Origin of the sequence: Streptomyces sp. NPDC017979, assembly GCF_044328175.1 — a bacterium.
Classification (GTDB): Bacteria; Actinomycetota; Actinomycetes; order Streptomycetales; family Streptomycetaceae; genus Streptomyces.
In genome coordinates this window covers 22,812-46,695 of sequence record NZ_JBIRGU010000022.1, presented here as the reverse complement: position 1 = coordinate 46,695, position 23,884 = coordinate 22,812, and the positions used below count along the sequence as shown (strand labels likewise).

Sequence of the window (23,884 nt, the reverse complement as noted above, 5' to 3'; positions counted from 1 at the left end):
CTGGCTCGCCTCCGGCGTCGACCCCGCCGAATGCGCACGCCGCGCGGGTCAGAGCATCCAAGTCCTCTTCCGGCACCACGCAGAGTTCCTGGCCGAGACACGCGACCACGCCAACCGGCTCATCGAGGACTCCATGCGGCGCTGGGAGGGCACCTCGGAGGTCGATGAGGGTCGGTTAACCGGCTACTGGCCCGGAAATACCCCGGAACAGCTGGTCAGAGGTGGAGTACGGGTGGGAGAAATCAGAAGTAAAGGCGAATTTCGACTCACCGCATGGAAGTGCATCACGAAGGGCGCCTGCCAGGGAAACCCCCTGGTCAGGCGGCCCATTCTTGACGTCTAGAAGAAGCCCAGCTTCTTCGGCGAGTACGACACCAACACGTTCTTCGTCTGCTGGTAGTGCTCCAGCATCATCCGATGCGTCTCCCGCCCGATGCCCGACTGCTTGTAGCCGCCGAACGCCGCGTGCGCGGGGTAAGCGTGGTAGCAATTCGTCCACACGCGTCCCGCCTGGATCTCCCGGCCAGCCCGGTACGCCGTGTTCACGTCGCGCGTCCACACGCCCGCGCCGAGTCCGTACCGGGAGTCGTTCGCCGTGCGGATCGCCGCCTCGAAGTCCGGGAAGGACGCGACGGCGACGACCGGGCCGAAGATCTCCTCCTGGAAGATCCGCATCTGGTTGTTGCCCTCGAAGATGGTGGGCTGGACGTAGTAGCCCCCGGCGAGTTCCCCGTCGTACTCGATCCGCTCACCGCCGGTGAGCACCTTCGCGCCCTCGCTGCGGCCGATGTCCAGGTACGACACGATCTTCTGCAACTGCTCCCGGGACGCCTGGGCGCCGATCATCGTCTCCGTGTCCAGCGGGTGCCCGGGGACGATCTTCTCGGTGCTGGCGATGCCCGCGTCCAGGAAGTCCGCGTAGTGGCCGCGCTGGATCAGGGCGCGGGAGGGACAGGTGCAGACCTCGCCCTGGTTGAGGGCGAACATGGTGAAGCCCTCGATCGCCTTGTCCCGCAGGTCGTCGTCGACGGCCCAGATGTCGTCGAAGAAGATGTTCGGCGACTTGCCGCCCAACTCCAACGTGACCGGCTTCAGGTGTTCGGAGGCGTACTGGAGGATCAGTCGCCCGGTCGCCGTCTCCCCGGTGAAGGCGATCTTCGCCACCCGCGGGCTGGACGCCAGCGGCTTGCCCGCCTCCTCGCCGAAGCCGTTGACGATGTTGACGACCCCGTCGGGCAGCAGATCGGCCACCAGGCCCATCCACAGGTGGATCGACGCCGGCGTCTGCTCGGCCGGCTTGAGGACGACCGCATTGCCCGCGGCCAGGGCGGGCGCCAGCTTCCACGCCGCCATGAGGATCGGGAAGTTCCACGGGATGATCTGGGCGACCACCCCGAGGGGCTCGTGGAAGTGGTACGCCACCGTGTCGTCGTCGATCTCGCTGAGCGAGCCCTCCTGCGCCCGCAGCGCCCCCGCGAAGTAGCGGAAGTGGTCGATCGCGAGGGGGATGTCCGCGGCCAGGGACTCCCGGACCGGCTTGCCGTTGTCCCAACTCTCGGCGACGGCGAGCTGTTCCAGGTGCTCTTCCATCCGGTCGGCGATCTTGAGCAGGATCCGGGCGCGGTCGGCCGCGGGTGTGCGGCCCCAGGCGGGGGCGGCCGCGTGGGCCGCGTCGAGGGCGCGCTCGACGTCCTCCGCGGTGCCGCGGGCGACCTCGGTGAACGGCTGCCCGTTGACCGGGCTCGGGTTCTCGAAGTACCGGCCGTGGACGGGGGCGACGTACGCGCCGCCGATCCAGTGGTCGTACCGGGACGGGAAGGAGACGATCGCGCCGTCGCTGCCCGGCGTTGCGTATCGGGTCATGAGCCTGGCCTCCCGGGGAGGTGCCGCCCGCCGTTGGACGGCGTTCCCCGGGAGGCTAGGGCAGCAGGGGTTGCGAGCGGGTTGCGGCCTGCGCTGCCTATCCGACCCCGGCCGGTCACCGGCCCCCGGTCACCGGTCCGCCTTGATCATGTCCGCGCACTTCTCGCCGATCATCATCGTGGTGATGCACGGATTGACCGCGGGCAGGAACGGCATGACCGACGCGTCCGCCACCCGCAGTCCCGGCACGCCCTTGACCCGCAGCCGGGCGTCGAGCGGCGAGTGGCGGTCCTGTGCCGCCCCCATCCGCACCGTGCCCGCCGGGTGGTAGACGGTGTTGTGCGTCTCGCGGATGTACGAGAAGAGCTCGTCGTCCGAGCGCACGTCGGGGCCCGGCGCCAACTCGCGCCCCGCCCAGTCGGCCATCGGCGAGCGCGCCACGATGTCCCGGGCCAGCCGCAGCCCGTACGTCATCACCCGTACGTCGTGCTCGTGGGTGAAGTACCGCGGATCGACCATCGGCTTGTCGCGGAAGTCGCGGGACCTCAGCCGCACCGTTCCCGTGGACCGGGAACGCGTCACGTTCGGCGTCAGACAGAAGGCGTTGTCACTGGTCGGATAGCCGCGGCGGTAGGTGTTCAGGTCGAACGGCACGGAGCCGTAGTGGAACATCAAGTCCGGCCGGTCGAGACCGGGTTCGGTGTCGGCGAAGATCCCGATCTCCCACCACTGGGTGGACGAGGTCACCATCGGCTGCTTCGCCTCCCACATGATCACCCCTTCCGGGTGGTCCTGGAGGTGGGCGCCGACGCCGGGGGAGTCCACGCGCACGTCGACACCCGCCTCCCGCAGGTGCTCCGCCGGGCCGATGCCCGACAGCATCAGCAGCTTGGGCGAGTCGATGGCCCCGCAGCTCACGATCACCTCGCGGCGTGCGGTGACCGACCCCGTGTGGACGGTGTCCGGCTGGAGGTACTCCACCCCGGTGCAGCGGCCGTCGTCGGCGAACAGCAGCCGCTTGGCCTGCAAGCCGGTGCGCACCTCAAGGTTGGGCCGCCGGCCCAGCACCGGATGGAGGTACGAGACGGAGGCCGAGGCCCGCGTGCCGTCCTCGCGGGCGTTGATCTGGAACCAGTTCGCGCCCCGCACCACGGTCGTCCCCGCGTTGAACGGGGTGGTGGGTATGCCCGCGTCGGCGCACGCCGCCAGCAGCGCCGTACCGCAGGGGTCGACCGGGGGAACGGTGCGGATGGTGACCGGACCCGACCGGCCGTGGTGGTCACCGGGGGCGTCGTTGCTCTCCAGCCGTCGGTAGAGCGGGAAGCAGTCCTCGGCGCTCCAGCCCGTGGCGCCCATCGCCGCCCACTCGTCGAGGTCCTCAGCCGGGGCCCAGAAGGCGATGCAGGAGTTGTGGGACGAACAACCTCCGAGCACCTTCGCGCGGGCGTGGCGCATGAAGCTGTTGCCGCGCTCCTGCGGCTCGACCGGATAGTCCCAGTCGTAGCCGGACTCCAACAGGGCCATCCACCGGTCCAGTTGGAGGATGTTGTCGTCACCGACGTCGGACGGGCCCGCCTCCAGGACGCACACCCTCACTGCGGGGTCCTCGGTCAGCCGGGCGGCGATCACGGCCCCGGCCGTACCACCGCCGACCACCACGTAGTCGTACTCAGGGACAGGGCTTTGCACGGACAAGACGTCTCCAGGACGGGAAGGAAGGAAGAAGAGAAGGGGCGGGGCGTCAGGACGCGGGGGCCGACGGGTCCCGGGGCGGAACGACCGCGCGGTGCTCGGCCAGCACACCGGTGCGCCGCCGCTGGACGAACCAGTAGTACGCGAACCCGCCGACCGCGACCACGCCGATGAAGAGGAACGCACCCCAGCGCAGGTACCAGTGCTGCTCACCGGTCGCGTTGTAGACCTCGGCGCGCGGCCAGGCGAGGTTGAGCGACATCACCGCGCCCCACACCACCGCGACCACGTTGACCGGCAGGCCCCAGCGGCCGAGGGAGAACCCGCCGTCGACCGGGCGCCAGGTGCCGCGCAGCCGCTGGATCAGCATCGGCAGCGTCACCAGCAGATACGCCAGATAGATCATGATGATCGCAATGCTGGTGATCACGGAGAAGATCTGCGGCTGGTTGACGTTGACGACCAGCACCGCGACGCCGACCACCCCGATCACCACCGCGGGCAGGACCGGGGTGCGAAAGCGCGGACTGACCCGGGCCAACTGCCGGGACGCGGGCAGGTTGTTGTCCCGCGCCATGGCGAACATCATCCGCGTGCCGGCCGCCTGCACCGCGAGCACGCAGACCGTGATGGCGACGACCACGCACCACAGCACGACCTCGCCCATGTCGGCGCCCAGGGTTTCCAGGACGACGTACTGGAGCCCCTTATCCGACAACTCCTTCGACGCCAGGTCAGGCACCGCCATCAGGGCGAACAACAGGATCAACCCGCCGATGAGGAAGGACGCCACCAGGGCCCGCAGGATCGCCCGGGGCGCGTTGCGGCTCGGGTCGTGGGACTCCTCGCCGAGGGAGGAGGCGGTGTCGAAGCCGTACATCACGTAGGCGGAGGCGAGCGAAGCCGTCAGGAAGGCACCGAAGTAGCCGAGGCTCTGACCGTCGCCCAGAGCCTGGGTCTCGGTGAGCACGTCGGCCGGCCCGCGGGTGATCTGCGAGGCCAGCAGCACCACCAGACCCACCGCGGCGATCAGTTCGATGAAGACGCCGGCGGAGTTGATGCGGGCCATCAGCCGCACTCCGAAGGCGTTCACGAGGGTGGAGAAGACGATCAGGACCGTGCCCAGCAGGACAGCGTTCGCCGCCGCGTCGGTCGCACCGCTGCCGTCGCCCACGATCTGGAACCGGGCGTCGATCTGCGGCAGCGTCACCTGGTACGCGAGCGCCACCGCCGAGAGCGTCACCATGGTGGCGGCGAGCATCATCCAACCGCCCAGCCAGCCCACGTGCGGCCCGCCCAGCGTCTTGGCCCAGTTGTAGACGGAGCCCGCGACGGGATAGCGCGCGGCCAACTCGCAGAAGCAGAGCGCCACCATCAACTGGCCGACGAAGACGATCGGCCAGGACCACCAGTACGCCGGCCCGCCGAAGGACACCCCGAAGTAGAAGAGTTGGAAGGTGCCGGTGAGGATCGATATGTAGCTGATCCCGGCGGCGAAGGTGTGGAAGTTGCCCAGGGTGCGCTTGAGTTCGGGGCGGTAGCCGAGCGCGCCGAGGGCCGCGTCGTCGTCCCGCGTCGACGCCCCGGGGCCCGGTGGCCCGCTCGGGCCGCCGACGTCCTCGCGCGTTCCGCTCACCCGAACCACCCCTGCGGGCGGGGCGCCAGGTTGTGCCAGACGTGCTTGGTCTCCTGGTACTCCGCGAGCCCCGTCGGACCCAGCTCGCGCCCGAAGCCGGACTGCTTCATGCCGCCCCACTCGGCCTGCGGCACGTAGGGGTGGAAGTCGTTGATCCAGACCGTGCCGGCGCGCAGTCGGGACGCGACCCGGTGCGCCCGGCCCACGTCACCGGTCCACACCGCGCCGGCCAGGCCGTACACGGTGTCGTTCGCCAGTGCGAGGGCCTCCTCCTCGGTGCGGAACCGCTCGACGGTGAGCACCGGACCGAACGACTCGTCGCGGACCACGGACATCGAGGCCGTGCACTCGTCGAGGACGGTCGGCAGGTAGTAGAAGCCCTCGGCCAGCGTGGGGTCTTCGGGCCGGGCGCCGCCGCAGCGCAGGACCGCGCCTTCGGCGATGCCGGCCGCCACGTACGCCTCCACCTTCGCCCGGTGGGCGGCCGAGATCAGCGGCCCCGTGCGGGCCTCCTCGTCGAACGGCCCGCCGAGCCGGATCCCTCGGGCCCCTTCGACGACGGCGTCCACGAAGGCGTCGTGCAACTCGTCCTGGACCAGCAGTCGGGCGCCAGCGGAGCAGACTTGGCCCGAGTGGAGGAACACCGCCGTCAGGGCGTGGTCCACCGCGGTCTCGAAGTCGGCGTCCGCGAAGACGATGTTGGGGTTCTTGCCGCCGAGTTCCAGGGCGATCCGCTTCACCGTGGGCGCCGCCGCGGCCATGATGCGCCGGCCGGTGGCCAGGCCGCCCGTGAAGGACACCAGGTCCACCCGCGGGTCCTCGGCCAGCGGAGCGCCGACCTCGGGGCCGGAGCCCAGGACCAGGTTCGCCACGCCGTCCGGGAGCCCCGCCTCGACCAGCGTGCGCATCAGCAGCACGGCGGTGTGCGGGGTCAGCTCGCTGGGCTTGAGGACGAAGGCGTTGCCGGCACCGAGCGCGGGGGCGACCTTCCACGCGGTCTGCAACAGCGGATAGTTCCACGGGGTGATCAGCGCGCAGACCCCGACGGGCTCGTGCACGACCCGGCTGTCCGTGTCCGACCGGCCGGTGTCCACGATCCGCCCCGCGCCGGCGCTGGACGCGGTCAACTCACCGAAGTAGCGGAAGCAGTTCGCGATGTCGTCGAGGTCGTACTCGCTCTCCACCAGCCGCTTTCCGGTGTCCAGGGACTCCGCTCGGGCGTAGGTCGCCTTGTCGCGCTCCAGCAGGTCCGCCACGCGCAGCAGCAGCCGGCCTCGTTCGGCCGCGGACGTCGCGGGCCACGGCCCCCGGTCGAAGGCGTCCCGGGCCGCCGCGACCGCGGCCGAGACGTCCTTGGGCCCCGCCTCGGCGACCGCACCGACGAACGTTCCGTCCGCGGGGCATCTGATCTCCCGCACGCGCTCGTCGAGTGCGGCGGTCCACCGACCACCGATGAACAGTTGCGACATGTGGGGGCGCTCCTTCGATCCGACCTGGTGGGACCTCTGGCGCGTACCCGGAGCGCCGCTCGGTATGCCAGCGTTTTTTGAACGGTCATTCTTAAGTCAGTGCAGGTCGCGGCCGGATCGGCGGTGGTCGTCAGGTTCGCTGCCAGGCGTCGATCTCGCGTACCCGTGCCATCGCCGCTGCCCGCCCGGCGCCGGCCAGCGCCGCCGCCAGTGCGCGCCACACCGCGAGGTCGTCCTCGCCCCACGGGCTGTACGCCCAGTCCGCCAGCAGCCCGGGGTCGCCCCGGGCGATCAGCGCCGCCCGGAGTTGGTCCGCGAGCCGGCGCCGCAGTCGCACCACCGCGGGCGCCAGCGAGGCCGGCAGCAGCGGGCCGGCGTACGTGCTGATCGCAGCGGTCACCGTGCCCGCCGCCAGCCGCCGGGTCACGGTGTCGAAGTCCGCGTCGACCGGCTGGGCCAGCCGGTAGGGCCGGGACAGCAACAGCTCCGGCCCGAGCAGCGCGCGCAGTCGGGACAACTCGGCCCGCACGGTGACCGGGGTGACCGACTCGTCCTCGTAGAGCTCCGTCAGCAACTCCTCGCCGCCGATGCCTTCAGGCCGGTACGCCAGCAGCACCAGGATCTCGCTGTGCCGTCGACTCAACCGCACCTTGCGCCCCTCCACCACCAGCAGCGCCTCGTCGCGGCCGAGGGCGGAGAGCTGGGCCCGGCCGGCCGCGGGCCGCGGTTGGAGCAGCGCGAGTTGGTTCTCCGCGGCGCGGGCGACCGCCTCGACGAACGCCAGGCTGTGCGGATGGGCGAGCCGGTCACCGCCGGTGATGTCCACGGCGCCCAGCACCCGCCCCGTGGCGGGGTCGTGGATGGGGGCCGCCGAACACGTCCACGCCTGCACCGGGCGGCAGAAGTGCTCGGCGGCGAAGACCTGGACGGGGCGGTCGATGGTGATGGCGGTGCCCGGAGCGTTCGTCCCGGCGACCGCCTCGGCCCAGCGCGCGCCGGGCACGAAGTTCATCAGGTCGGCCTTGCGGCGGGTGCCCGGCGGGCCGTCCACCCACAGCAGTCGGCCGTGCGCGTCGCAGACCGCCACCAGGTGCTCGCCGTCCCGGGCGTACCCGCTCGTCAACTCCCGCACCAAGGGCATCACCCGGGCCAGAGGATGGCTCTCCCGGTGGGCCACGAGTGCGTCGTCCACCAATTCCACTTCGACCGTGGCCTCCGGTCTCACCCGGGCCCGGGCGGAGCGCCGCCAGGAGTCCGCCACCACCGGGCGGACCGGTCCGTCCACCGTGCCCGCCGTCACATACGCGTCGTGTGCCCTGCGCAGTTCGGCGATCCGTTTCGCCGGATCGACGCCTGGTTCCAGGGCCACCCATGAGTGAGTCAACTCGGCCTCCCAGGCCCCCTATCGTGACCGAGGGAGAGGGGCACGACAAGCGGGTGGGAAGTGTTCGAAAACGTTTTCAGGTGTGGTTGACCTGGGCGCCTATCCGCTCGGGCCGGGTGGGTGCCGTCAGGCGAAGTTGACCAGCCGGATGTAGCGGACCCAGTCCCACAGCGGCCCCGGGTCGGTGTGCGTCGAACCGGGCACCTCGTGGTGGCCGATGATGTGCGCCCGGTCCTTGGGGATGCCGTGCCGGTCGCAGATCGCCGCGGTGAGCGCGGCGGACCGCTCGTACATCACATGGGTGAAGTACTCCGGACGGTCCACCCACCCCTCGTGCTCGATGCCGACGCTGCGGGTGTTGTGGTTCCAGTTGCCGGCGTGCCAGCCGATGTCCCGCTCGCGCACGCACTGCGCGATCCGCCCGTCCGCGGAGCCGACGACGTAGTGCGCCGAGACCTTCCGCGTCGGGTCCTGGAAGATCCGCACCGTGTCGGCGAAGGTCTCCTGGGCGACGTGGATGACGACGCGGTCGATGCGGTACGCGGAGGGGCGGCTCGACGCCGTGTAGTTCGACGGCGACGCGGGCTGCCAGGTGGCGCCGGGGTGGTCCACCGCCGGGGGCGCGGACGCGGCAGCGGCCGTCGGCGCGGCGTGGGCGCGCGCCGACGACAGCAGCACGCCGGCCGCGGTGGCGGCGACGGCTCCCCGGAGCAGTTCTCTACGGTCCATGGGGCCTCTCCTGGTGAGGTTCGCGAGTGGGCGTGGCGGTCTCCCGGGCGGGGCGGACCGGGGGTCACCGTGAGGATCCCGTGACGGCGGTCGTTTGGTGTGGACGTTCGGCGTTGCGGGTGTCGCCCGGCGACCGATGGCGGGCGACGGCAGGGCGCAGCGGTCTGGTCCCGGGCCGGTCCGACGGGAGGCACGAGCCGGTCCCGGCCGGTCCGGCCCGAGCGGATCCACGGTAGAGCCGCAGGGGCGCCCGCGGAAGACGCCCGGGAGGTCCGATCCGCGCCAACATGCGTTCGGGTCATTGGAGTTGACGCTCCGGACACCATGGAGACGTCCCCTGGGCCCGGCGGGCGCCAAGGGGACGTCTGCGTCGAGGAGTCTCGGCTGTGGTCTACCTACGCGGCTGCGGTCTACGCACGCGGACGACGGAACTGGCCCAGCAGCATCACCATGAGGGCGGCGACCAGGAGCAGGGCGCCGGTCAGCGTCCCGAAGAGGCGCACGTCCGAATCGTCGACCAGCAGGCCGAAGGCGCTCTGCCAGCACAGCGCGCACGCCAGCGCCAGTTGACCCCAGCCGTAGAGCCGTGGATTGCGCACATGGCGCCGGTTGCGGGGGAGCACCCAGCCGCGGGCGATTCCGGCGATGCCGGAGGCGGCGAAGAAGATCGCCAGCGCGACGAACGGTAGGACGAGGTACGGACTCACGGTTCCCCCCTTGTGCGCCAGGCCCACGCCGGACGTCAGTCCGATCATGATATTGCCCATCCGGTGCGTCCTGTTCGAATTCCTGGCACGCCGTCGCGCTTGTCATCCAAGATTGACGGGCTCAAAGGGGCCCCATACGGTTGCGTCATGGGACGTGACCAGCTCACTCAGCTCGCCCGGCGCGCCGGGGACGACGACCCCGTCGCGGCCCTGGCCGCGGTGGCGGAGATGAGGCGCGAGCTGGAGCGTCAAGAAGCGGTGCTGGTGCGACGGGCGCGCACCCAGGGTGCGAGCTGGGCCCAGATCGCCGAGTCCCTCGGAGTGAGCAGGCAGGCCGTCCACAAGAAGCACGGCGGTCGTCGGCTCTTCGGCTCCGAGGGCTGAGCACTCCCGACCCTCGCCGCCCCTCGTCGCACCGCCGTCAATCGCCGCACCGCCGGCGCGCACCGGGCCGACGAATTGCTCCGGTGCCGTACCGCGGGTGCGCCCTGCCCCGGTGGCCATCCGCTGCGAAGTCGGCGGCTGGGCGGACGGTCGAGAAGCCCTCCTTCGGTAAAGCCTTCGAAAGGGCGCGGAAGAGATCGGCCGAACCGAAATCCCATGGATTTTGACCGCTGACCCATGCCTGCGCCGCCAACGGCCTCGGTCAAAGGTCTCAGGGAATGGCGGAAAGTGCAGCTGCGGCGACTTGGTTCGCAACCACCACTTTCGCCAGTGGGATCCGGGCAAATTCTTCCGTGAGGTGTTTGACGAAGGCGATGGGGCGCTTCTGACATGCCGAGGCCAGTTCGCGAAGCGAGCCTTCATATGGGTGCAGGGCGCCTGTAGCGAGCCCCAGCCGTTTCGACGGTAGTACGCTGCCCGAAGTCATCCACCAACTCCCAGCGGGCAGTGGAGAAGTGCTCAAGAGGGTAGAGACTCAGCCAATGCTGGCCGAATTAAATTCGGTTGCTTCACCGTCGACGGCCCTGTGAGGATCGCAAAATCCCCCAATCCGCAGGAGTTACGTCGTGAAGCACCCCGACAAGACGCAAAAGAGATCATCCTTGCGGGTGTTGATGAGCTTGCTTGCGCCGTTCCGTTTCGTGCTGCTGGGTGTTTTCCTCCTCCAACTCGCTGCGCACGGTACTGCCCTGGTCCAACCACTGGTCGCCAGCCGGGTCGTCGAGGGAGTGCAAGAGGGCGGGAGCCTTGTCGGCCCGGTCATGGTGCTCGGCAGCCTCGCAGCGGTCGGCATGGTCCTCAACTACGCGGGCGTGTACGTGCACGGACGGGTCGGCGAGAGCTTCGTCCTGCGCATCCGGAGCCAACTGGCCCGACGAATCTTCGGCGCCCGGGTGTCGAAGGTCGAGAGCAGTTCGACGGGCGATGTCCTGTCACGCGTCGGGGCGGACACCACACTGCTCCGGCAGACCGTCATCAGCAGCACCGTCGAACTGCTCATCGTCCCGTTCACCCTGGTGATCGCGGTCGTCCTCATGATCGTCATCGACCCCGCGCTCGCGGTGACCGTGGTCGTGATGCTCGCCGTGACCACCGTCGTCGAGACCTGGGCCTTCCGGAGGGTCAGCGAACAGACCGAGCGCGCACAGGGCTACCTCGGTGCCATGACGGGCGTGATGCAGCGAGCGCTGCTCGCCTTCCGCACGGTCAAGGCGTCCCGCACCGAGAAGCACGAGGCCGACGCCTTCGACAAGGAGGCCCACGGCTCCTACCGGACGGGGGTCAGTGCCGCCCGCACCGAAGCCGTCGCGGACACCGCAGCGCTCGGCTCGGTCGAGATCACCTTCCTGCTCGTCCTCGGCGTCGGCGCCATCCGCGTCAGCGCCGGGGAGATGAACATCGGCGACCTGGTGGCCCTGCTGCTGTACGTGGTGTACATCCAGGAGCCGGTGGGGTCCCTGGTGACCTCGGCCAGCGAGCTGTCGGAGGGTCTGGCCGCCGCACGCCGGGTGGACGAACTCCTCCAACTGGAGCCCGAGGCCCCGCCAGCCGCACGAGCAGCCCACCGCACGTCCACCCCGGACGCCGAGCCCGGCGTCCGACTGGAACGGGTGACCTTCGGCTACGCCAACCGGACCGTGCTCAAGGACGTCACCATCGACGCGCCCAAGGGGCTCACCGTGCTGGTCGGGCCCTCGGGCACCGGCAAGACGACCGCACTCAGCCTCATCGAAAGGTTCGTCGAACCGGACGGCGGACGCATCCTGCTCAACGGTGCCGACATCCACGAGATGGATTTGAGCGAACTGCGCGGGCGGGTCTCCTACGTGCAACAGGAAGCACCGCTCCTCGGCGCGACCATTCGAGAGGCGGCCTCCTACGGTGCACCCGACGTCGACCCCGATCGGATCGCCGTCGTCCTCAAGTCCGTGGGCCTGATGGACTGGGTCACCACCCTGCCGGACGGACTCGACACCGAGGTGGGTGAGCGCGGTCTGCACATCTCGGGCGGGCAGCGCCAACGGCTCGCCGTCGCCCGGGCCCTGTTGCGGCCGAGTGAAGTCCTCCTGCTCGACGAGGCGACGTCCCAACTCGACCCGCACAGTGAACGCGTGCTGCTGGCGTCCCTCGCCGAACACGCCTGCGACAAGGTCGTCATCGCCGTCACCCATCGACTGCCCATCGCCCTCCAGGCGGACCAGGTCGTCATGTTGGAAGACGGCCGGGTGCACGCCGCGGGCCGACACGAGACACTGTTGGCCACCGACGCCAAGTACCAGGCGCTCGTGGCAGCAGCGTCGTGACGAGTTGCGGGACGCCCCTCGGGCGAGGGACGCCACAGGTGAGGTGCGTTCGCCCGAGGACGGGCTGCTGGGTGAACCCGACGACGGATCCAACGGCTCCGAAGTAGGTCGTGACCGGGTCCCCGCCGGCCCGGGAGTCAGTGGTGGGTGAGCAGAGGCGAGGTGATCGCCCGTATCATCACTGCGCCAAGACCCCTGCCCCCGGAGCCCTGCGCCCCCAACTCGAAATCGGGTGCTCAGGGCTCCGGCGGCCAACACTGATTCAAGGAGAAGGATGTCCGACAACACGACGTCGAGCACCGAGTTGAGATCGCAATACATCAACCAGGTGGCCAGCGACCTGGAGCGGAACACTCAGGAGCAGGAGCGCATCACTGCTGAGATCACCGCGCTCCAGGAGCAGTTGACCACCCTGCAACACGACCACACCGTACTGGTGAACATGCAGGACGCCCTCGGCGTCCCGGCGAAGGCGAAGGCGGCGGAGTCCGCGGACGGCGGCAAGGCGACCGTGCCCGCGCCCCGCAAGCGCAGCAGCGCCGCAGCATCCGGCGCCGGCAAGTCGACGAAGAAGTCCTCCGGGGCGCGTACGGCAGCCAAGGGTGCTGAGACGAAGGGCGCCGCACCCAAGGGTGCCGCGGCTAAGGTCGCTGCGGTCAAGGGCGCTGCAAAGAAGGGTGCAGCCGCGAAGGGTTCCACGGCGAAGAACGCAGCGCAGCCGACCCTGGTCGAACTGATCCGCCGGCACCTCGTCGAGCAGGGCGAGCCCCGCTCCGCGGCCGAGGTCACCGCAGCCCTGAGCAAGGTGCACCCCGACCGCAACATCAAGGCGACCGTGGTGCGCACCACCCTCGAAGGGCTCGTCGCCCGGAACCTGGCGCACCGCACCAAGCAGGGCACCTCCGTCTTCTACACCACGCCCGACGCCACGCAGCAGCAGGAGTCCGGCGCCGCCCCCGAGCCCGAGGGCCAGCCCGAAGCGTCCGCGCAGTGACCTCGGTCAAGTGAGGCAGCCGTGCTCACGGGGCGTCCCCCGGTGAGTTGCTGCCGGTCGTCCGACCCGTAGCCGTGGTGCCGGTCGCCCGCGACCGCACCTGCTCGGACCGGGCCTCCTGCGCCGGGCCTCCGCCCGTGATCGGCGGCGGTCCAGCGACGACGGGAGGGGAGTTGCGCGTCTTCCACGCGAGCCACAGCCCCAGGATCACGGTGAGGGCTCCCGCGAACAGAGCCAACTCCTCGAACGTCCTCTTCACCCAGCCGTAGGAGTCAACGAGCCAGCCGAAGGCACCGCCGTCCTTCGGCGCCTCTGCGACCTTCGCCTGCGCGACGATGGGCGGCTTCTCGTAGAGCACCGTCTCCGTGCCTTCGTAGTACGAGGTGACGGTGAGGGCGAGGTTCACCTGACCGGCCTTCTTCGGCGTGACCTCCCAGAGCCAGGCCGTCGCCTCCTTGAAGTCGCGGTCGTCCGTCACCGGTTGGCGCTCGGAGGAGATCAGCGTGCACGAAGCGGCACCGGAGCAGTGCAGCTTCACGGCCACCTGACCGCCGACCTCCACCTTCGCGCTCGCCCGGCCGTCCTGCTGCGGTGCCTGCCACTGGCCGAACACCTCCGCCCGGAAGAAGGCCGGCTCACCTTCGGTCAACTCCAGCGACGCGGGTTTGGTGTAGAGGAGACTGCCGGTGAAGAGTTCGGCCCGAGCGCGGTCCAACTTCTCGACGAACTTCGTTTCAGCGCGCGGCAGTCCACCGTCTGCGTCCGGCGACGAGAGCGAGTCAACCCACCTCATCCCCCAGGGGACGACGGCGAGCAGGGTGCCCACCACGACGAGGGCGCGGCTGAGGCGTAAGCGTGCGACGGCGGCCCGAAGCCGACCGAATCGCCACCTTCCGGCAGCACCAGGCCGGCTGCCTCGGTGTCGGTGCCCTTCGTCAGGGTGAGCCATGCGCCCCCTATGCCGAATCCTGACGGCGTGCCGATCAGCGTCCGCGACGATTTTACGCGCTGCGGCGGGGTCGGAGCACGGGATTCCCTGCCGGCTGCGGCGCTCGTTGCCCGCTCGTCTCCGTACGCACCGTCAGTCACATGCGTCCGCGCTGCGGGGCAAGCCGGAGGTGCGGGATCGACGGGCGCCGCCCGGTGCGTGACCAGCCGGTCCGGGAGCGGCGCCGAGCCCCCGAACCGGGCGTCCGCTCAGCCCACCGACCGCTTCACCAGGTCCGTGATCCGTGCCTCGACCTCGGGCGTCACCTCCGTCAGGGCGAAGCCGGCGGCCCACATGGGGCCGTCGTCGAGCTTCGCCTCGTCGCTGAACCCGAGCGTCGAGTAGCGGGACTTGAACTTCGCCGCGCCCTGGAAGAAGCACACGACCTTGCCGTCTAGTGCGTACGCCGGCATGCCGTACCAGAGCTTCGGCGCGAGGGACGGGGCGGTGGCGGTGACGACGGCGTGGATGCGCTCGGCCATGGTGCGGTCCGGCTCCGGCATCTCGGCGATCTTCGCGAGCACGTCCTTGAGCGCTGCCGCCGCCTTGTCCGCGCGCGAGCCGCGCCGCGCGGCCTTCTTCTGCTCCTGCGCGTGCTCCTTCATCGCGGCCCGCTCCTCGGCCGTGAACCCTTCGTACCCGCTGCTGTCCGAGCCGGTCATGGTGTCGCTCCCGTCGTCGTGGCCGTCGATCGGCCCGGATGCGCGCCGGCCCCGATCGCTGCCGTCACAGTTTCCCCGGTCGAGGTCCGCACCGCCTCCGTGCTGACCGCGGAAACCACCACGGACGACGACGTACGGCGTCAGCCGCGGAGGAATCCGTACCCGTCGCGGGCAGAATCCGATGGATCGGACGTACCGGACACTGCGCTGCCGTCATTTCCAGCCATGTGCGGATCGTGGCGACCACGTCGAGCTTTCCCGGCATGCCCCGGAAGAACTTCACGCTTGTGGTGGTTCCGCGGTGGAATCTTCACTTCCATGATCCATAAGCCTTGACGCACAGTGAGATCGTTGCTCTGTGCAACTTTATGGCCTGCGGTGATGTGTCCGTATGCCAGCCAACCGACGGTCGCGCCCTTCTGTGACCGGCGCGACCCGGGTAGTCATGATCGCTGCGGCCCAGCGACTGTCAGGGGGCCGCTTCGGCCACCCACCTCCCGGAGGTCCATCCGTCATGTCCAGACTCACGCGTCGCCAGGTGATCGGAGTCGTCGCCGGCGCGGCGGCGGGCACGGCGCTCGTCGGCGCCGCCACCGCGAGCGCCGACAGCTCGCCGGCCAAGGCCGCGGCACCGGGCGGTGCCGACGGCCCCGCGCCCTTCGACGAGGTCTTCCGGGGCCGCCACATCCAGGGCGTGCCCTCCGAGGCCCACGCCCACGCCCATGCCGGGCACGGCCCCGGCTACCGCGTCCTGGTCGACGGCCGCGAACTCCACGTGATGCAGCACGGCAAGAGCGGCTGGAGCAGCGCCATCAACCACTACGAAAGGTTCGAGACCCCGCTCGACGCCGCCCGCACCGCGGTCGTCTCGCTCAAGGGGGCCGCCGTCGTCCCCTTCAACCCCACCGTCTGAGCCGGGAGCAGCCGCCATGACCGTACGCAAGAACCAGGCGACGCTCACCGCCGCCGAGAAGAAGGCGTTCGTCGACGCCGTGCTCGAAATCAAGCGCACCGGCGTGTACGACGAGTTCGTCGCCGCCCACCGCCTGAGATTCGCCCTCGACATGAACACCGGGATATACGTGGGCCACTTCGGCCCGTCGTTCCTGCCCTGGCACCGCAAGTACCTCATCGACTTCGAGAAGGCGCTCCAGCAGGTCGACCCGACGGTGTCGATCCCGTACTGGGACTGGACCGCCGACAACACCGTCGGCTCCTCCCTGTGGGCTCCGGACTTCCTCGGCGGCACCGGACGCGCCTTGGACGACCAGGTCATGGACGGCCCCTTCGCGTACTCCACCGGCCGTTGGAACATCACCATCCAGGCCGACAGCCGCCCCTTCCTCGCCCGCAACCTCGCCTACCGCGTCCCCACCCTGCCGACCCGGGCCGAGGTCGACGCCGCCCTCGCCATCCCCACCTACGACTCCGCCCCCTGGCGCGACGGCTCGGCGGGCTTCCGCGCCACGCTCGAAGGCTCGGCGGGCTACTTGAGCATGCACAACCGGGTGCACAGTTGGGTCTGGGGCCAGATGGAGTCCAGCGTCTCCCCGAACGACCCGGTGTTCTGGCTGCACCACGCGTTCGTCGACAAGCTGTGGGTCGACTGGCACGCGCTCCACCCCACCAGCGCCGAGTACCTCCCCGCCGGGACCACGGCCGACGTGATCGACCTGAACGATCCGATGCCGCCCTGGACCGACGCGACCCCGCAGAGCGTGCTGGACCACACCCCGTACTACACCTACGCCTGACGCCACTGCGTGACGGCTCCCGCGCACCGCCGGTGCGGAGCGCAGGGGGTCGCCGTTGGACTGACGGGCCATGACGTCGGATCGCAGGTACGGCCCGGTTGCCGTGCCTGCTCCCGACCGTCGTGCAGGATCACCAGCCCACCGCGATCGTCCTCACGGCGATGCCCGAACGACCTGGACACCACCTGCGCTGGATGCGCGGCTCCACGTTCCGCTCCCTGTGGCGCGCCCGCTACCTCTCCCTGGCCCACCCCGCCTTCGTCGTGCAGGTCCTGCGCTGGTTCCTCCAACTGCTGTGCACCGGTGCGATCTGCTGGCTCGCCCTCCTCCACCTGCGCCACGGCACGACCCCATCGCCCTGGCTGATCGCTGTCCCGCTGGCCTCGGCTACGCCCAGGCCCTGCGCTACCTCACCGTGCGCCGCGACGACGAAACACCCACCTACCAGTTCGCCACCTGGCTGCTGACGCCGCTGGCTCTGCTGTGGGCCGGCACGGTGTTGCGGGCGGTGCGCTGGTACGCGATCGCCACCTGCCGCAACACCAGTTGGGGCACCCGCGCGTCCGGCCCCGAGGTGTCCCTCGTACCTAGTGCTGTGACCGGAAAGGTTCACCGGCTCGTGGCGTCCGGCACGGCTCCTCGCTGCGTTGTCGCATCACCCGAGTACGTCCAGTACGCGGGAGATCCTCCGCCTTGCGATGCACCGCACCGGACACCGCGAGCTACCCGGCAAACCTTTCCGGTCACAGCACTAGCTGACACCACCCCCACGCCTTGCCCGGGAACGGTCGACGGCCCACGCGCCCAACCCCACCAACACGGCCGCCCCGGCCGCGTACACCGGCAGCCACAGGGTCGTCGTGGCGGACAGACAGTCCGCCACGGCGACCTGACCGTACACCTCCTGCGCCCGCGCCAGGGCGGCACCGTCGCGACCCGCCAGGTCCCCGAGCGCCGCCTCCGTCCGTACGCTCTCGTACGCACCCAGCAGCGGACAGCTGTCCCGGCTGCCCGGCATCGGGAACAGCCACGCCCAGCGCTGCATCATCGGCGCCAGCGCGATCGCCACGCACAAGCCGACGACCAGCGAGAACGCCACGAGATTGGGCACGTACCCGGACCGCAGGCCCGGAGTCCACCGAGGCAGCCGGTACAGGGAGAACACCACGACGAGCAGCGTGACCCCGATGTACGTGGCGAACCACTGCCACGACCCCTGCGCCAACGCGGCCGCCAACACAGCGGCGAGCGCAATGCCGATGACCCCCGGCTGGCCGGCGACGCCACGGCCCGTGCCGGTGTCCGTCGTACCCCGTACTCCTCGGCCGCTGTGATCGACCACGGTTCCTCCTGCCTGGATTGCGGATCCCAGCATCCAGACATCCCGCGCGAACGCCCCGCCGCCATGCCGGGCCGACCCGCGGCCGGGCCCGATCGGCGGCTACGCGCCGGGCCGCCCCGACGTCGCCTGCGGGAGGTCGAGAAGCATCGTGTCCGACGAGCCCTCGCGCCCCACGGCCAGGAAGCCGCGGGTCATGTACAGACGCACCGCCGCATTGCCGTCCTCCACGCTGAGGCTGAGCCCCTCGACCGGCTGCTCGATCGCCGCCTTCACCAATGCGTCCAACAAGGCGCCACCGGTGCCGCGCCCCCGGTGCCCGGGAAGGACGCCGAGGGTCAACTCCGGCACGCCCGGGCCGACGTATCCGTAACCCGGATCGTCGGCCGGGAAGGTTCGCGCCCAGGCCGCGCCCACCGGATTCCCCGACTCATCCTCGGCGACGACGCCGAAGTCACCCGGCTTCCCCCAGTCGGTCACGTAGTGCGCGATGTGCGGAGTACCGAGCAGTTCGTCGCGGGTGAACCGCGGCCGGTCCCAGTTGAAGGCCGTCAGCAGCATCTCCGCCAGGAAGTCGACGTCCTGCGCCGTCGCGGGGCGCAGCCGTGCGGCGCCGGATGAGGTGTTCGTCGTGCTCGTCACCGCCTCTGTCTAACAACGGGCCGCCATGCGCGCCACCGAATATCGATCCACGCCGCGAGGTCACTTACAAGGCGGACGTTCCTTGATCGCGGAAGCACCGATGAGTTTGATCGACCCGAGGAGTCCTTTCCTGCACGAACGACCCGCCCTAGGAGGAGCCAGGTGTCCCAACTGCTGAGAGTGCAGAACTTCAGCGTCTCGATGGACGGCGTCGGCACCGGGGAGCACCAGAGCCTTGAACGTCCGTTCGGCGACGTCGACCCCGGACGGCTGTTCGCGTGGGCCGGTGCCACCGCGAGCTGGCCCGGGCGCACCGAGCCCGGCGGCACCCGGGGCCTCGACGACTACTTCACCCGGGACTTCTCCCACCACATCGGTGCCGAAATCATGGGCCGCAACAAGTTCGGTCCCCAGCGCGGGCCCTGGCAGGACCACGAGTGGCGCGGCTGGTGGGGCGAGGAGCCCCCGTTCCACACCCCGGTGTTCGTGCTGACCCACCACGAACGCCCGTCGTTCACGCTCTCCGACACCACCTTCCACTTCGTCTCCGGCACCCCGGACACGGTCCTTGAGCGTGCGCGGGAGGCGGCACGGGGCAAGGACGTCCGACTCGGCGGCGGCGTCACCACCATCCGCGAGTTCCTCGACGCCGACCTCGTCGACACCCTGCACGTCGCGGTCGCGCCGGTGAAGCTCGGACCCGGACTGCGGCTGTGGGAGTCCCCCGAAGAACTGCTCGACCGGTTCCACCTGGAGGTCGTGCCCAGCTCAAGCGGGGTGGCGCACCACCTGTTCTGGCGCAAGTGAACGAGCGCAGCGCCCGCCCGGGCGGCGCGGATCAACCCCGGCGACGGGTGTTGACGCGGGCTGCCCGCAGGGTGAGGTGATCGCGTTCGGCGACGTTGGGCGCCAGGCGGGCCGCCTCCGCGTACAGCCGTGCCGCCGTCGCGAGGTCGCCCGCACGTTCGTGGAGGTACGCGGCCACCGCGGCGTGGCGGGGGACGGCCGGGTCCACCGCCGCCAGGGCCGCGAGCCCGGCCCGCGGCCCGTCGGCCTCGCCGACGGCCACGGCGCGGTTGAGCCGGACCACGGGGCCGTCGGTGAGCCGCACGAGTTCGTCGTACCACTCGACGATCTGCACCCAGTCGGTCTCATCCGCAGACGGCGCATCGGCATGGAGCGCGGCGATGGCGGCCTGTGCCTGGTACTCGCCCAGCCGATCGCGCGCAAGGGCCGCCTGGAGGACTTCGACCCCCTCGGCGATCAAGGCGGTGTCCCATCGGGCACGGTCCTGCTCGGCGAGCGGCACCAGACTCCCGTCGGGCGCCGTACGGGCGGCGCGCCGGGCGTGGTGCAGCAGCATGAGCGCCAGCAGCCCCGCCACCTCGGGACGGTCGATCACCGTCGCGAGCTGCCGGGTCAGCCTGATGGCCTCGGCGGCGAGGTCGACGTCACCGGTGTACCCCTCGTTGAAGACGAGGTACAGGACCCGCAGCACGGTCGCCACGTCACCGGGCTGGTCCAGACGGACCCGGGAGACGGTGCGCTTCGCACGGCTGATGCGCTGAGCCATGGTCGTCTCGGGCACCAGGTACGCCCGCGCGATCTGCCGGGTGGTGAGCCCTCCGACGGCGCGCAGCGTCAGGGCGACCGCCGACGACGGTGTGAGCGACGGGTGGGCGCACAGGAAGTAGAGCTGCAAGGTGTCGTCCACCGCCGACGCCGGCCCGGGCGGCGGCTCGTCGTCGACGACCCCCTCACGCCGGCGCCGGGCGACGTCCGCCCGCCGCGCGTCGAGGAACTTGCGCCAGGCCACCGTGACCAGCCAGCCCTTCGCATCCCGCGGCGGGTCGTCGGGCCAGGTGCGCACGGCCTCGATCAGCGCGTCCTGGACGGCGTCCTCGGCCGCCGCGAAGTCGGCTCCGCGGCGGACGAGGACGCCGAGCACGCTCGGCGTGAGGCTTCTGAGCAGGGCCTCGTCCATCGATGCGATCACTCGGTGATGCAGGGGGCCGCTCCGAGGAACGGGCGCACTTCGAGCCATTCGTGAATCGGCCTTCCGCCCGCGCCGGGCGCTGCCGACAGCTCTCCCGCCAGTTCTACGGCGCGCTCGGGGCTGTCGACGTCGATGACCATCCAGCCGGCGATGAGGTCCTTGGTCTCCGCGAACGGCCCGTCGGTGACGGGCGGCCGGCCCTCCCCGTCGTACCGGACGAACATTCCCTCGGGGGCGAGCGCCTGACTGTCGACGAACTCTCCGGTCTCCTCCAGCCGCGCCGCGAAGTCCTGCATGTACTGCACGTGGGCCGAGATCTCCGCGGGCGTCCACTGGTCCATGGGCACGTCATTGACCGGGGCCGGAGCGCCGCGGTAGTGCTTGAGCAGCAAGTACTTCGCCATGGTGGTTCTCCCTGGAGTGCTGGTGCGACCCATTGTGGTCGCGTTCACTACGGGGACGGAGCCAGGCACGGATTCTCGACATCGCCGCCCGCACCTGCGTCACTCGTGCGGGCGAGCGCTACCGGCGGTGGGGTGGGGAGGTGCGTTGGTGCCGAGCACTCTCGGCCGCCGAGGGGGATCGGCGTCGTCCGGAGCAGTCCGCAGGGAACCTCGCCGCTTTCGGCGTGACGTTCACCGATGCCGAGCGGACGGCGCTGGCGCAGCCTCGGGGAGCTAGACGCTGAAGGCCGCGGCGAGGGCGTGGGTGCGCGGCTGGCCGGGGTGCGTGTGCGGGGTGGTGGTGCGTCGGCCGGTGATGTGGGTGGTGAAGATGTGTCGACCGCTTTGATGCCCGGTGACGAGCGCGGCGAAGGTGCCCGGTCGGGTGGCGGGCTGTGCGGTGGCTTCGACGAAGCACGGGGCGTCGAAGTCGGCGTAGTGGTGGAAGTGGTTGACGGTGGTGGTGGGAAGTATGGAGGTGCCGGGGTCCTGCAGGGCGCAGGCGGCCTGGCGGGCGGCTTCGAGCAGGACCATGCCGGGCATGTGGTCCCCGCCGTGGTCGAACAGGACGGGGTGGCTGGGGTCAGGGTTGAGCCACCAGACGCCCGGGCGGTCGGTGGGGGCGAGCACGACGTCGCCGGGGAGCGCGCGGCCGTAGTCGGCGGGCGACTGCCCGATGGGGTGGTAGTCGATCGACGAGGTGAGTGCGGGCCCGCGCAGCCGACGGTAGGCGGCGGGTGAGACGCAGCTGAAGTGTCCGTCGCCGGTGGCCACGACGTGCCCGTCGCGCCGGATGGTGATGTCGACGCCGAGGACGGTGTCGCGCCGGTTCCTGGTGAAGGTCGTGTCGATGGTCAGATCGCTGGGTGTGTGCCCGATCCCGAGGTGCTCGGGGTGCGTGGTGGCGGAGATGTCCCGCATGACGAAGTGATGGCCCAGCGGGATGTGGTACTCGGCGTGGGCCAGGAAGATGCCGGCCTGCCGGACCGTCTCGACGGCCTGGAGGTGATCGTGGCTCCGGCCGTCGGGACCGTTGAAGTACAGGTGCGCGCGTGGCCACTGTCCGGTGAGCGTGAAGGTGTCTTCGCCGGTCTTCACGCAGCCGGTGAGGAACACCTCCGCCAGCGAAGCCCGGTGGACGTATTCCTTGGGAACCGTGGTGGTGAGCGAGGGAAGCCGCATCGACTCCTGCTGGGATCTTTGGGCGGCGCCGTCGCGCAGGGCGTCCATCGTCTGGACCGCTGTCGAACTGCTCATGATCCTTCTCCCCCCAAGGAGCGGCTGAAAGCATTGGTCCAGAAGATACAGACTCACCGGTTTCATTTGCAAGGTTTGTTGACTGCGACCCCTCATCAGATCTTGCTCTGTGGTTGGTGGTTGGGGAGTTCGCCATGTGGCGAACGTGCCGGACGTGATTCCTGATGCTGGCGAGCCCGGACTGTCGAAGAAAGTCCTGCGAGCCTGGTGCGCGGTGTTCCGGATGTCGCATTCTGCGCCCCGGAACACCACGCCGGCACATCCGCGGTGGACGGTATGTCAGGTTGCCCAGGGGCGGAGCTTCTCGGGGTTGAGCACCGCCCAGATCCGGGTGATCCGTTCGTCCGACACGTCGAAAGCGAGCACGGAGACGGTGGCGCCGTCGCGCTGGAGTATGAGCCCGGGCTGCCCGTTGACCTTGGACTCCGCCATGGTGAGGCCGTTCGCGTTGTGGGCGGCGTTGACGAAGAAGCGGGCGACGGCCTCGCGGCCCTCGATGGGGAGGAAGGTCGTGCTGACCGATTCGTCGAGGGTGACCCGGTCCGCCGGGTCGCCGGAGTCGGTCGACGGAGCACTGATCCACTCCGTGCGCTCGGGCAGCGGCTCCGACACACATTCGCCCACGTACCGCTCCCGCTTGGCGCGCGCGGAGCCGGGCAGGTCGAGGCAAATGCTGCTCGCGACCGTGGTCAACCGGCCGCCGGGGGAGACGACGGCGTCCTGGGCCTGGGGTGTCATGGCGCACCAGCGGGCGTAGGTCTCCTGCGCGATGTCCTCGGCGTCGGCCATCGAACCGAGGAACCTGTACGCGAGGTTGATGAGCTGGCGCCGTCCGCTCAGCACCGCGCTCAAACCTGCGTCCAGCCGGCCGTCTTCCTGCTCGGGCCTTGTGTTCACTGTCGTCGCTCTCTTTCGCACATGGGCGGCTTGTTCCACCGCGGCCTGCACGAGGTCTGGCGCGTCGTGCCGGCGGGGACCGGGTTCCGCGGTTGCGCGCCCTCACCCGGCGAGGGGTGCGTGCGGTCGTTCGAACCGTCCAGCGGCGCTTGAGGGCGGCCCGAGCCGTCGTCGAGCGCCAAGACCGACCGTGATGCGGGGGTCAAGTGAAGGGGGATCCGTGGGCGGAAACGGTAGGAACTGCGCCCTGTTGAGGATCGAACGCGGCCAGGCCACCGAAGAGGAGTTGGCGGCCATCGCCGTGACGCTCATCTCGCTGGGCCTGTGGCGGCGTAGGCCGGCGGCCCCGAACCGAGAGGGACGGTCCGTCGCTCTCTGGCGCCCGGCCGGGGCCGGGGCCTTCCAGGCGCCGCACAGTTGGCGATGACGCCCCTGGGGGCGGGTGTTGGGTGCTGTTCGAGCGGGTTCTGACGCTCACAGAAGAAACCGAACGTGCGGTTGGATTAATCGCGAGCGTCGCGCCCTCCGCCCGACCCGCGCGGTGAGCAGAAGAGCGGCCGGAACGGTGGTGAAGCGCGCCCCGTCGTCAGTGTTTCCGCAGGGTGGCTGGGGGTTCTCGGCGCGGGTAGCGATAGAACATTCTGCATCCGCTGTTTCTTGACGGAGGAAGCTTCGGTCTGTCGAT

The 23,884-nt window shown here is 70.2% G+C and carries 23 protein-coding genes; 8 read left to right on the top strand and 15 right to left on the bottom strand.

From position 1 onward, the window contains the following. Window positions 1–339 precede the first annotated feature (339 nt). The 7 genes from ACH4E8_RS34200 to ACH4E8_RS34170 form a co-directional block, all read right to left on the bottom strand. Window positions 340–1,863 (bottom strand): aldehyde dehydrogenase family protein, encoded by a 1,524-nt coding sequence (locus ACH4E8_RS34200; RefSeq protein WP_398455533.1) that lies wholly within the window; start codon window positions 1,861–1,863, stop codon window positions 340–342. Between the two features lie 129 nt (window positions 1,864–1,992). Then, the gene (locus tag ACH4E8_RS34195) at window positions 1,993–3,558 is read right to left on the bottom strand and encodes a GMC family oxidoreductase (RefSeq protein WP_398455531.1); all 1,566 of its coding nucleotides are present in this window, start codon (window positions 3,556–3,558) and stop codon (window positions 1,993–1,995) included. Between the two features lie 46 nt (window positions 3,559–3,604). Further along, window positions 3,605–5,200 carry an APC family permease gene (locus ACH4E8_RS34190; protein WP_398455529.1) on the bottom strand — a complete coding sequence of 532 codons (1,596 nt, stop codon included), beginning with the start codon at window positions 5,198–5,200 and terminating at the stop codon, window positions 3,605–3,607. Then, window positions 5,188–6,660: an aldehyde dehydrogenase family protein gene (locus ACH4E8_RS34185; RefSeq protein WP_398455528.1), complete on the bottom strand. Its 1,473-nt coding sequence runs from the start codon at window positions 6,658–6,660 to the stop codon at window positions 5,188–5,190. The genes ACH4E8_RS34190 and ACH4E8_RS34185 overlap by 13 nt, the downstream gene beginning before the upstream one ends. A 130-nt stretch (window positions 6,661–6,790) precedes the next feature. Continuing rightward, window positions 6,791–8,029: a GAF domain-containing protein gene (locus ACH4E8_RS34180; protein WP_398455527.1), complete on the bottom strand. Its 1,239-nt coding sequence runs from the start codon at window positions 8,027–8,029 to the stop codon at window positions 6,791–6,793. A 141-nt stretch (window positions 8,030–8,170) separates the two neighbouring features. Continuing rightward, the gene (locus ACH4E8_RS34175; RefSeq protein ID WP_398455526.1) at window positions 8,171–8,773 is read right to left on the bottom strand and encodes an N-acetylmuramoyl-L-alanine amidase; all 603 of its coding nucleotides are present in this window, start codon (window positions 8,771–8,773) and stop codon (window positions 8,171–8,173) included. 410 nt (window positions 8,774–9,183) lie between these two features. Next, window positions 9,184–9,540 carry a hypothetical protein gene (locus ACH4E8_RS34170; RefSeq protein WP_398455524.1) on the bottom strand — a complete coding sequence of 119 codons (357 nt, stop codon included), beginning with the start codon at window positions 9,538–9,540 and terminating at the stop codon, window positions 9,184–9,186. A gap of 87 nt (window positions 9,541–9,627) precedes the next feature. Here ACH4E8_RS34170 and ACH4E8_RS34165 point away from each other — a divergent pair, with 87 nt between their 5' ends. From ACH4E8_RS34165 to ACH4E8_RS34155, 3 genes are all read left to right on the top strand, one after another. After that, the gene (locus ACH4E8_RS34165) at window positions 9,628–9,864 is read left to right on the top strand and encodes a helix-turn-helix domain-containing protein (protein ID WP_398455522.1); all 237 of its coding nucleotides are present in this window, start codon (window positions 9,628–9,630) and stop codon (window positions 9,862–9,864) included. Between the two features lie 701 nt (window positions 9,865–10,565). Beyond that, the gene (locus ACH4E8_RS34160) at window positions 10,566–12,227 is read left to right on the top strand and encodes an ABC transporter ATP-binding protein (RefSeq protein ID WP_398455520.1); all 1,662 of its coding nucleotides are present in this window, start codon (window positions 10,566–10,568) and stop codon (window positions 12,225–12,227) included. 274 nt (window positions 12,228–12,501) lie between these two features. Continuing rightward, window positions 12,502–13,221 (top strand): hypothetical protein, encoded by a 720-nt coding sequence (locus tag ACH4E8_RS34155; RefSeq protein ID WP_398455519.1) that lies wholly within the window; start codon window positions 12,502–12,504, stop codon window positions 13,219–13,221. Window positions 13,222–13,246: 25 nt separating this feature from the next. On the opposite strand, the gene ACH4E8_RS34150 is transcribed toward ACH4E8_RS34155, so the two are convergent. Continuing rightward, window positions 13,247–14,014 carry a hypothetical protein gene (locus ACH4E8_RS34150; RefSeq protein ID WP_398455518.1) on the bottom strand — a complete coding sequence of 256 codons (768 nt, stop codon included), beginning with the start codon at window positions 14,012–14,014 and terminating at the stop codon, window positions 13,247–13,249. 404 nt (window positions 14,015–14,418) lie between these two features. Then, complete coding sequence (locus ACH4E8_RS34145) at window positions 14,419–14,871, bottom strand: iron chaperone (RefSeq protein ID WP_398455516.1); 453 nt, start codon at window positions 14,869–14,871, stop codon at window positions 14,419–14,421. 514 nt (window positions 14,872–15,385) lie between these two features. On the opposite strand from ACH4E8_RS34145, the gene ACH4E8_RS34140 reads away from it, so the two are divergent. The 3 genes from ACH4E8_RS34140 to ACH4E8_RS34130 all read left to right on the top strand — a co-directional run bounded on the left by ACH4E8_RS34140 (window position 15,386) and on the right by ACH4E8_RS34130 (window position 17,092). Then, a complete protein-coding gene (locus ACH4E8_RS34140; protein WP_398455515.1) occupies window positions 15,386–15,784 on the top strand; it encodes a tyrosinase cofactor in 399 nt (132 codons plus the stop codon). Between the two features lie 16 nt (window positions 15,785–15,800). Then, the gene (locus tag ACH4E8_RS34135) at window positions 15,801–16,625 is read left to right on the top strand and encodes a tyrosinase family protein (RefSeq protein WP_398455513.1); all 825 of its coding nucleotides are present in this window, start codon (window positions 15,801–15,803) and stop codon (window positions 16,623–16,625) included. A gap of 122 nt (window positions 16,626–16,747) precedes the next feature. Further along, the gene (locus ACH4E8_RS34130; RefSeq protein ID WP_398455511.1) at window positions 16,748–17,092 is read left to right on the top strand and encodes a hypothetical protein; all 345 of its coding nucleotides are present in this window, start codon (window positions 16,748–16,750) and stop codon (window positions 17,090–17,092) included. A gap of 284 nt (window positions 17,093–17,376) precedes the next feature. Here ACH4E8_RS34130 and ACH4E8_RS34125 read toward each other — a convergent pair whose 3' ends face one another. After that, window positions 17,377–17,967 (bottom strand): hypothetical protein, encoded by a 591-nt coding sequence (locus ACH4E8_RS34125; protein ID WP_398455509.1) that lies wholly within the window; start codon window positions 17,965–17,967, stop codon window positions 17,377–17,379. Between the two features lie 99 nt (window positions 17,968–18,066). After that, on the bottom strand, window positions 18,067–18,606 hold the full coding sequence (locus ACH4E8_RS34120) for a GNAT family N-acetyltransferase (protein ID WP_398455508.1): 540 nt from the start codon (window positions 18,604–18,606) through the stop codon (window positions 18,067–18,069). Between the two features lie 162 nt (window positions 18,607–18,768). On the opposite strand from ACH4E8_RS34120, the gene ACH4E8_RS34115 reads away from it, so the two are divergent. Continuing rightward, window positions 18,769–19,413, top strand: coding sequence for a dihydrofolate reductase family protein (locus ACH4E8_RS34115; RefSeq protein WP_398455506.1), 645 nt, complete (start codon window positions 18,769–18,771; stop codon window positions 19,411–19,413). Between the two features lie 31 nt (window positions 19,414–19,444). Here ACH4E8_RS34115 and ACH4E8_RS34110 read toward each other — a convergent pair whose 3' ends face one another. The 4 genes from ACH4E8_RS34110 to ACH4E8_RS34095 form a co-directional block, all read right to left on the bottom strand. Next, window positions 19,445–20,590 (bottom strand): RNA polymerase sigma factor, encoded by a 1,146-nt coding sequence (locus tag ACH4E8_RS34110; RefSeq protein ID WP_398455552.1) that lies wholly within the window; start codon window positions 20,588–20,590, stop codon window positions 19,445–19,447. A gap of 8 nt (window positions 20,591–20,598) precedes the next feature. Continuing rightward, window positions 20,599–21,006: a YciI family protein gene (locus ACH4E8_RS34105; RefSeq protein WP_398455504.1), complete on the bottom strand. Its 408-nt coding sequence runs from the start codon at window positions 21,004–21,006 to the stop codon at window positions 20,599–20,601. Between the two features lie 273 nt (window positions 21,007–21,279). Beyond that, window positions 21,280–22,302: a ScbA/BarX family gamma-butyrolactone biosynthesis protein gene (locus ACH4E8_RS34100; protein WP_398455503.1), complete on the bottom strand. Its 1,023-nt coding sequence runs from the start codon at window positions 22,300–22,302 to the stop codon at window positions 21,280–21,282. Between the two features lie 279 nt (window positions 22,303–22,581). Further along, a complete protein-coding gene (locus tag ACH4E8_RS34095; protein ID WP_398455502.1) occupies window positions 22,582–23,199 on the bottom strand; it encodes a sigma factor in 618 nt (205 codons plus the stop codon). Window positions 23,200–23,449: 250 nt separating this feature from the next. Between ACH4E8_RS34095 and ACH4E8_RS34090 the strand changes: the two genes are divergently transcribed. Next, entirely contained in the window at window positions 23,450–23,626 is a 177-nt protein-coding gene (locus tag ACH4E8_RS34090; protein WP_398455501.1) for an acyl-CoA carboxylase epsilon subunit, read from the top strand. The last annotated feature ends 258 nt before the right edge of the window (window positions 23,627–23,884 follow it).

What these genes read in the sequence shown, in the direction of transcription:
- ACH4E8_RS34200 (WP_398455533.1), bottom strand. Translation starts at nt 1,863, where the DNA reads ATGACCCGATACGCAACGCCGGGCAGCGACGGCGCGATCGTCTCCTTC.
- ACH4E8_RS34185 (WP_398455528.1), bottom strand. Translation starts at nt 6,660, where the DNA reads ATGTCGCAACTGTTCATCGGTGGTCGGTGGACCGCCGCACTCGACGAG.
- ACH4E8_RS34175 (WP_398455526.1), bottom strand. Translation starts at nt 8,773, where the DNA reads ATGGACCGTAGAGAACTGCTCCGGGGAGCCGTCGCCGCCACCGCGGCC.
- ACH4E8_RS34170 (WP_398455524.1), bottom strand. Translation starts at nt 9,540, where the DNA reads ATGGGCAATATCATGATCGGACTGACGTCCGGCGTGGGCCTGGCGCAC.
- ACH4E8_RS34165 (WP_398455522.1), top strand. Translation starts at nt 9,628, where the DNA reads ATGGGACGTGACCAGCTCACTCAGCTCGCCCGGCGCGCCGGGGACGAC.
- ACH4E8_RS34155 (WP_398455519.1), top strand. Translation starts at nt 12,502, where the DNA reads ATGTCCGACAACACGACGTCGAGCACCGAGTTGAGATCGCAATACATC.
- ACH4E8_RS34150 (WP_398455518.1), bottom strand. Translation starts at nt 14,014, where the DNA reads ATGAGGTGGGTTGACTCGCTCTCGTCGCCGGACGCAGACGGTGGACTG.
- ACH4E8_RS34145 (WP_398455516.1), bottom strand. Translation starts at nt 14,871, where the DNA reads ATGACCGGCTCGGACAGCAGCGGGTACGAAGGGTTCACGGCCGAGGAG.
- ACH4E8_RS34140 (WP_398455515.1), top strand. Translation starts at nt 15,386, where the DNA reads ATGTCCAGACTCACGCGTCGCCAGGTGATCGGAGTCGTCGCCGGCGCG.
- ACH4E8_RS34135 (WP_398455513.1), top strand. Translation starts at nt 15,801, where the DNA reads ATGACCGTACGCAAGAACCAGGCGACGCTCACCGCCGCCGAGAAGAAG.
- ACH4E8_RS34110 (WP_398455552.1), bottom strand. Translation starts at nt 20,590, where the DNA reads ATGGACGAGGCCCTGCTCAGAAGCCTCACGCCGAGCGTGCTCGGCGTC.
- ACH4E8_RS34105 (WP_398455504.1), bottom strand. Translation starts at nt 21,006, where the DNA reads ATGGCGAAGTACTTGCTGCTCAAGCACTACCGCGGCGCTCCGGCCCCG.
- ACH4E8_RS34100 (WP_398455503.1), bottom strand. Translation starts at nt 22,302, where the DNA reads ATGAGCAGTTCGACAGCGGTCCAGACGATGGACGCCCTGCGCGACGGC.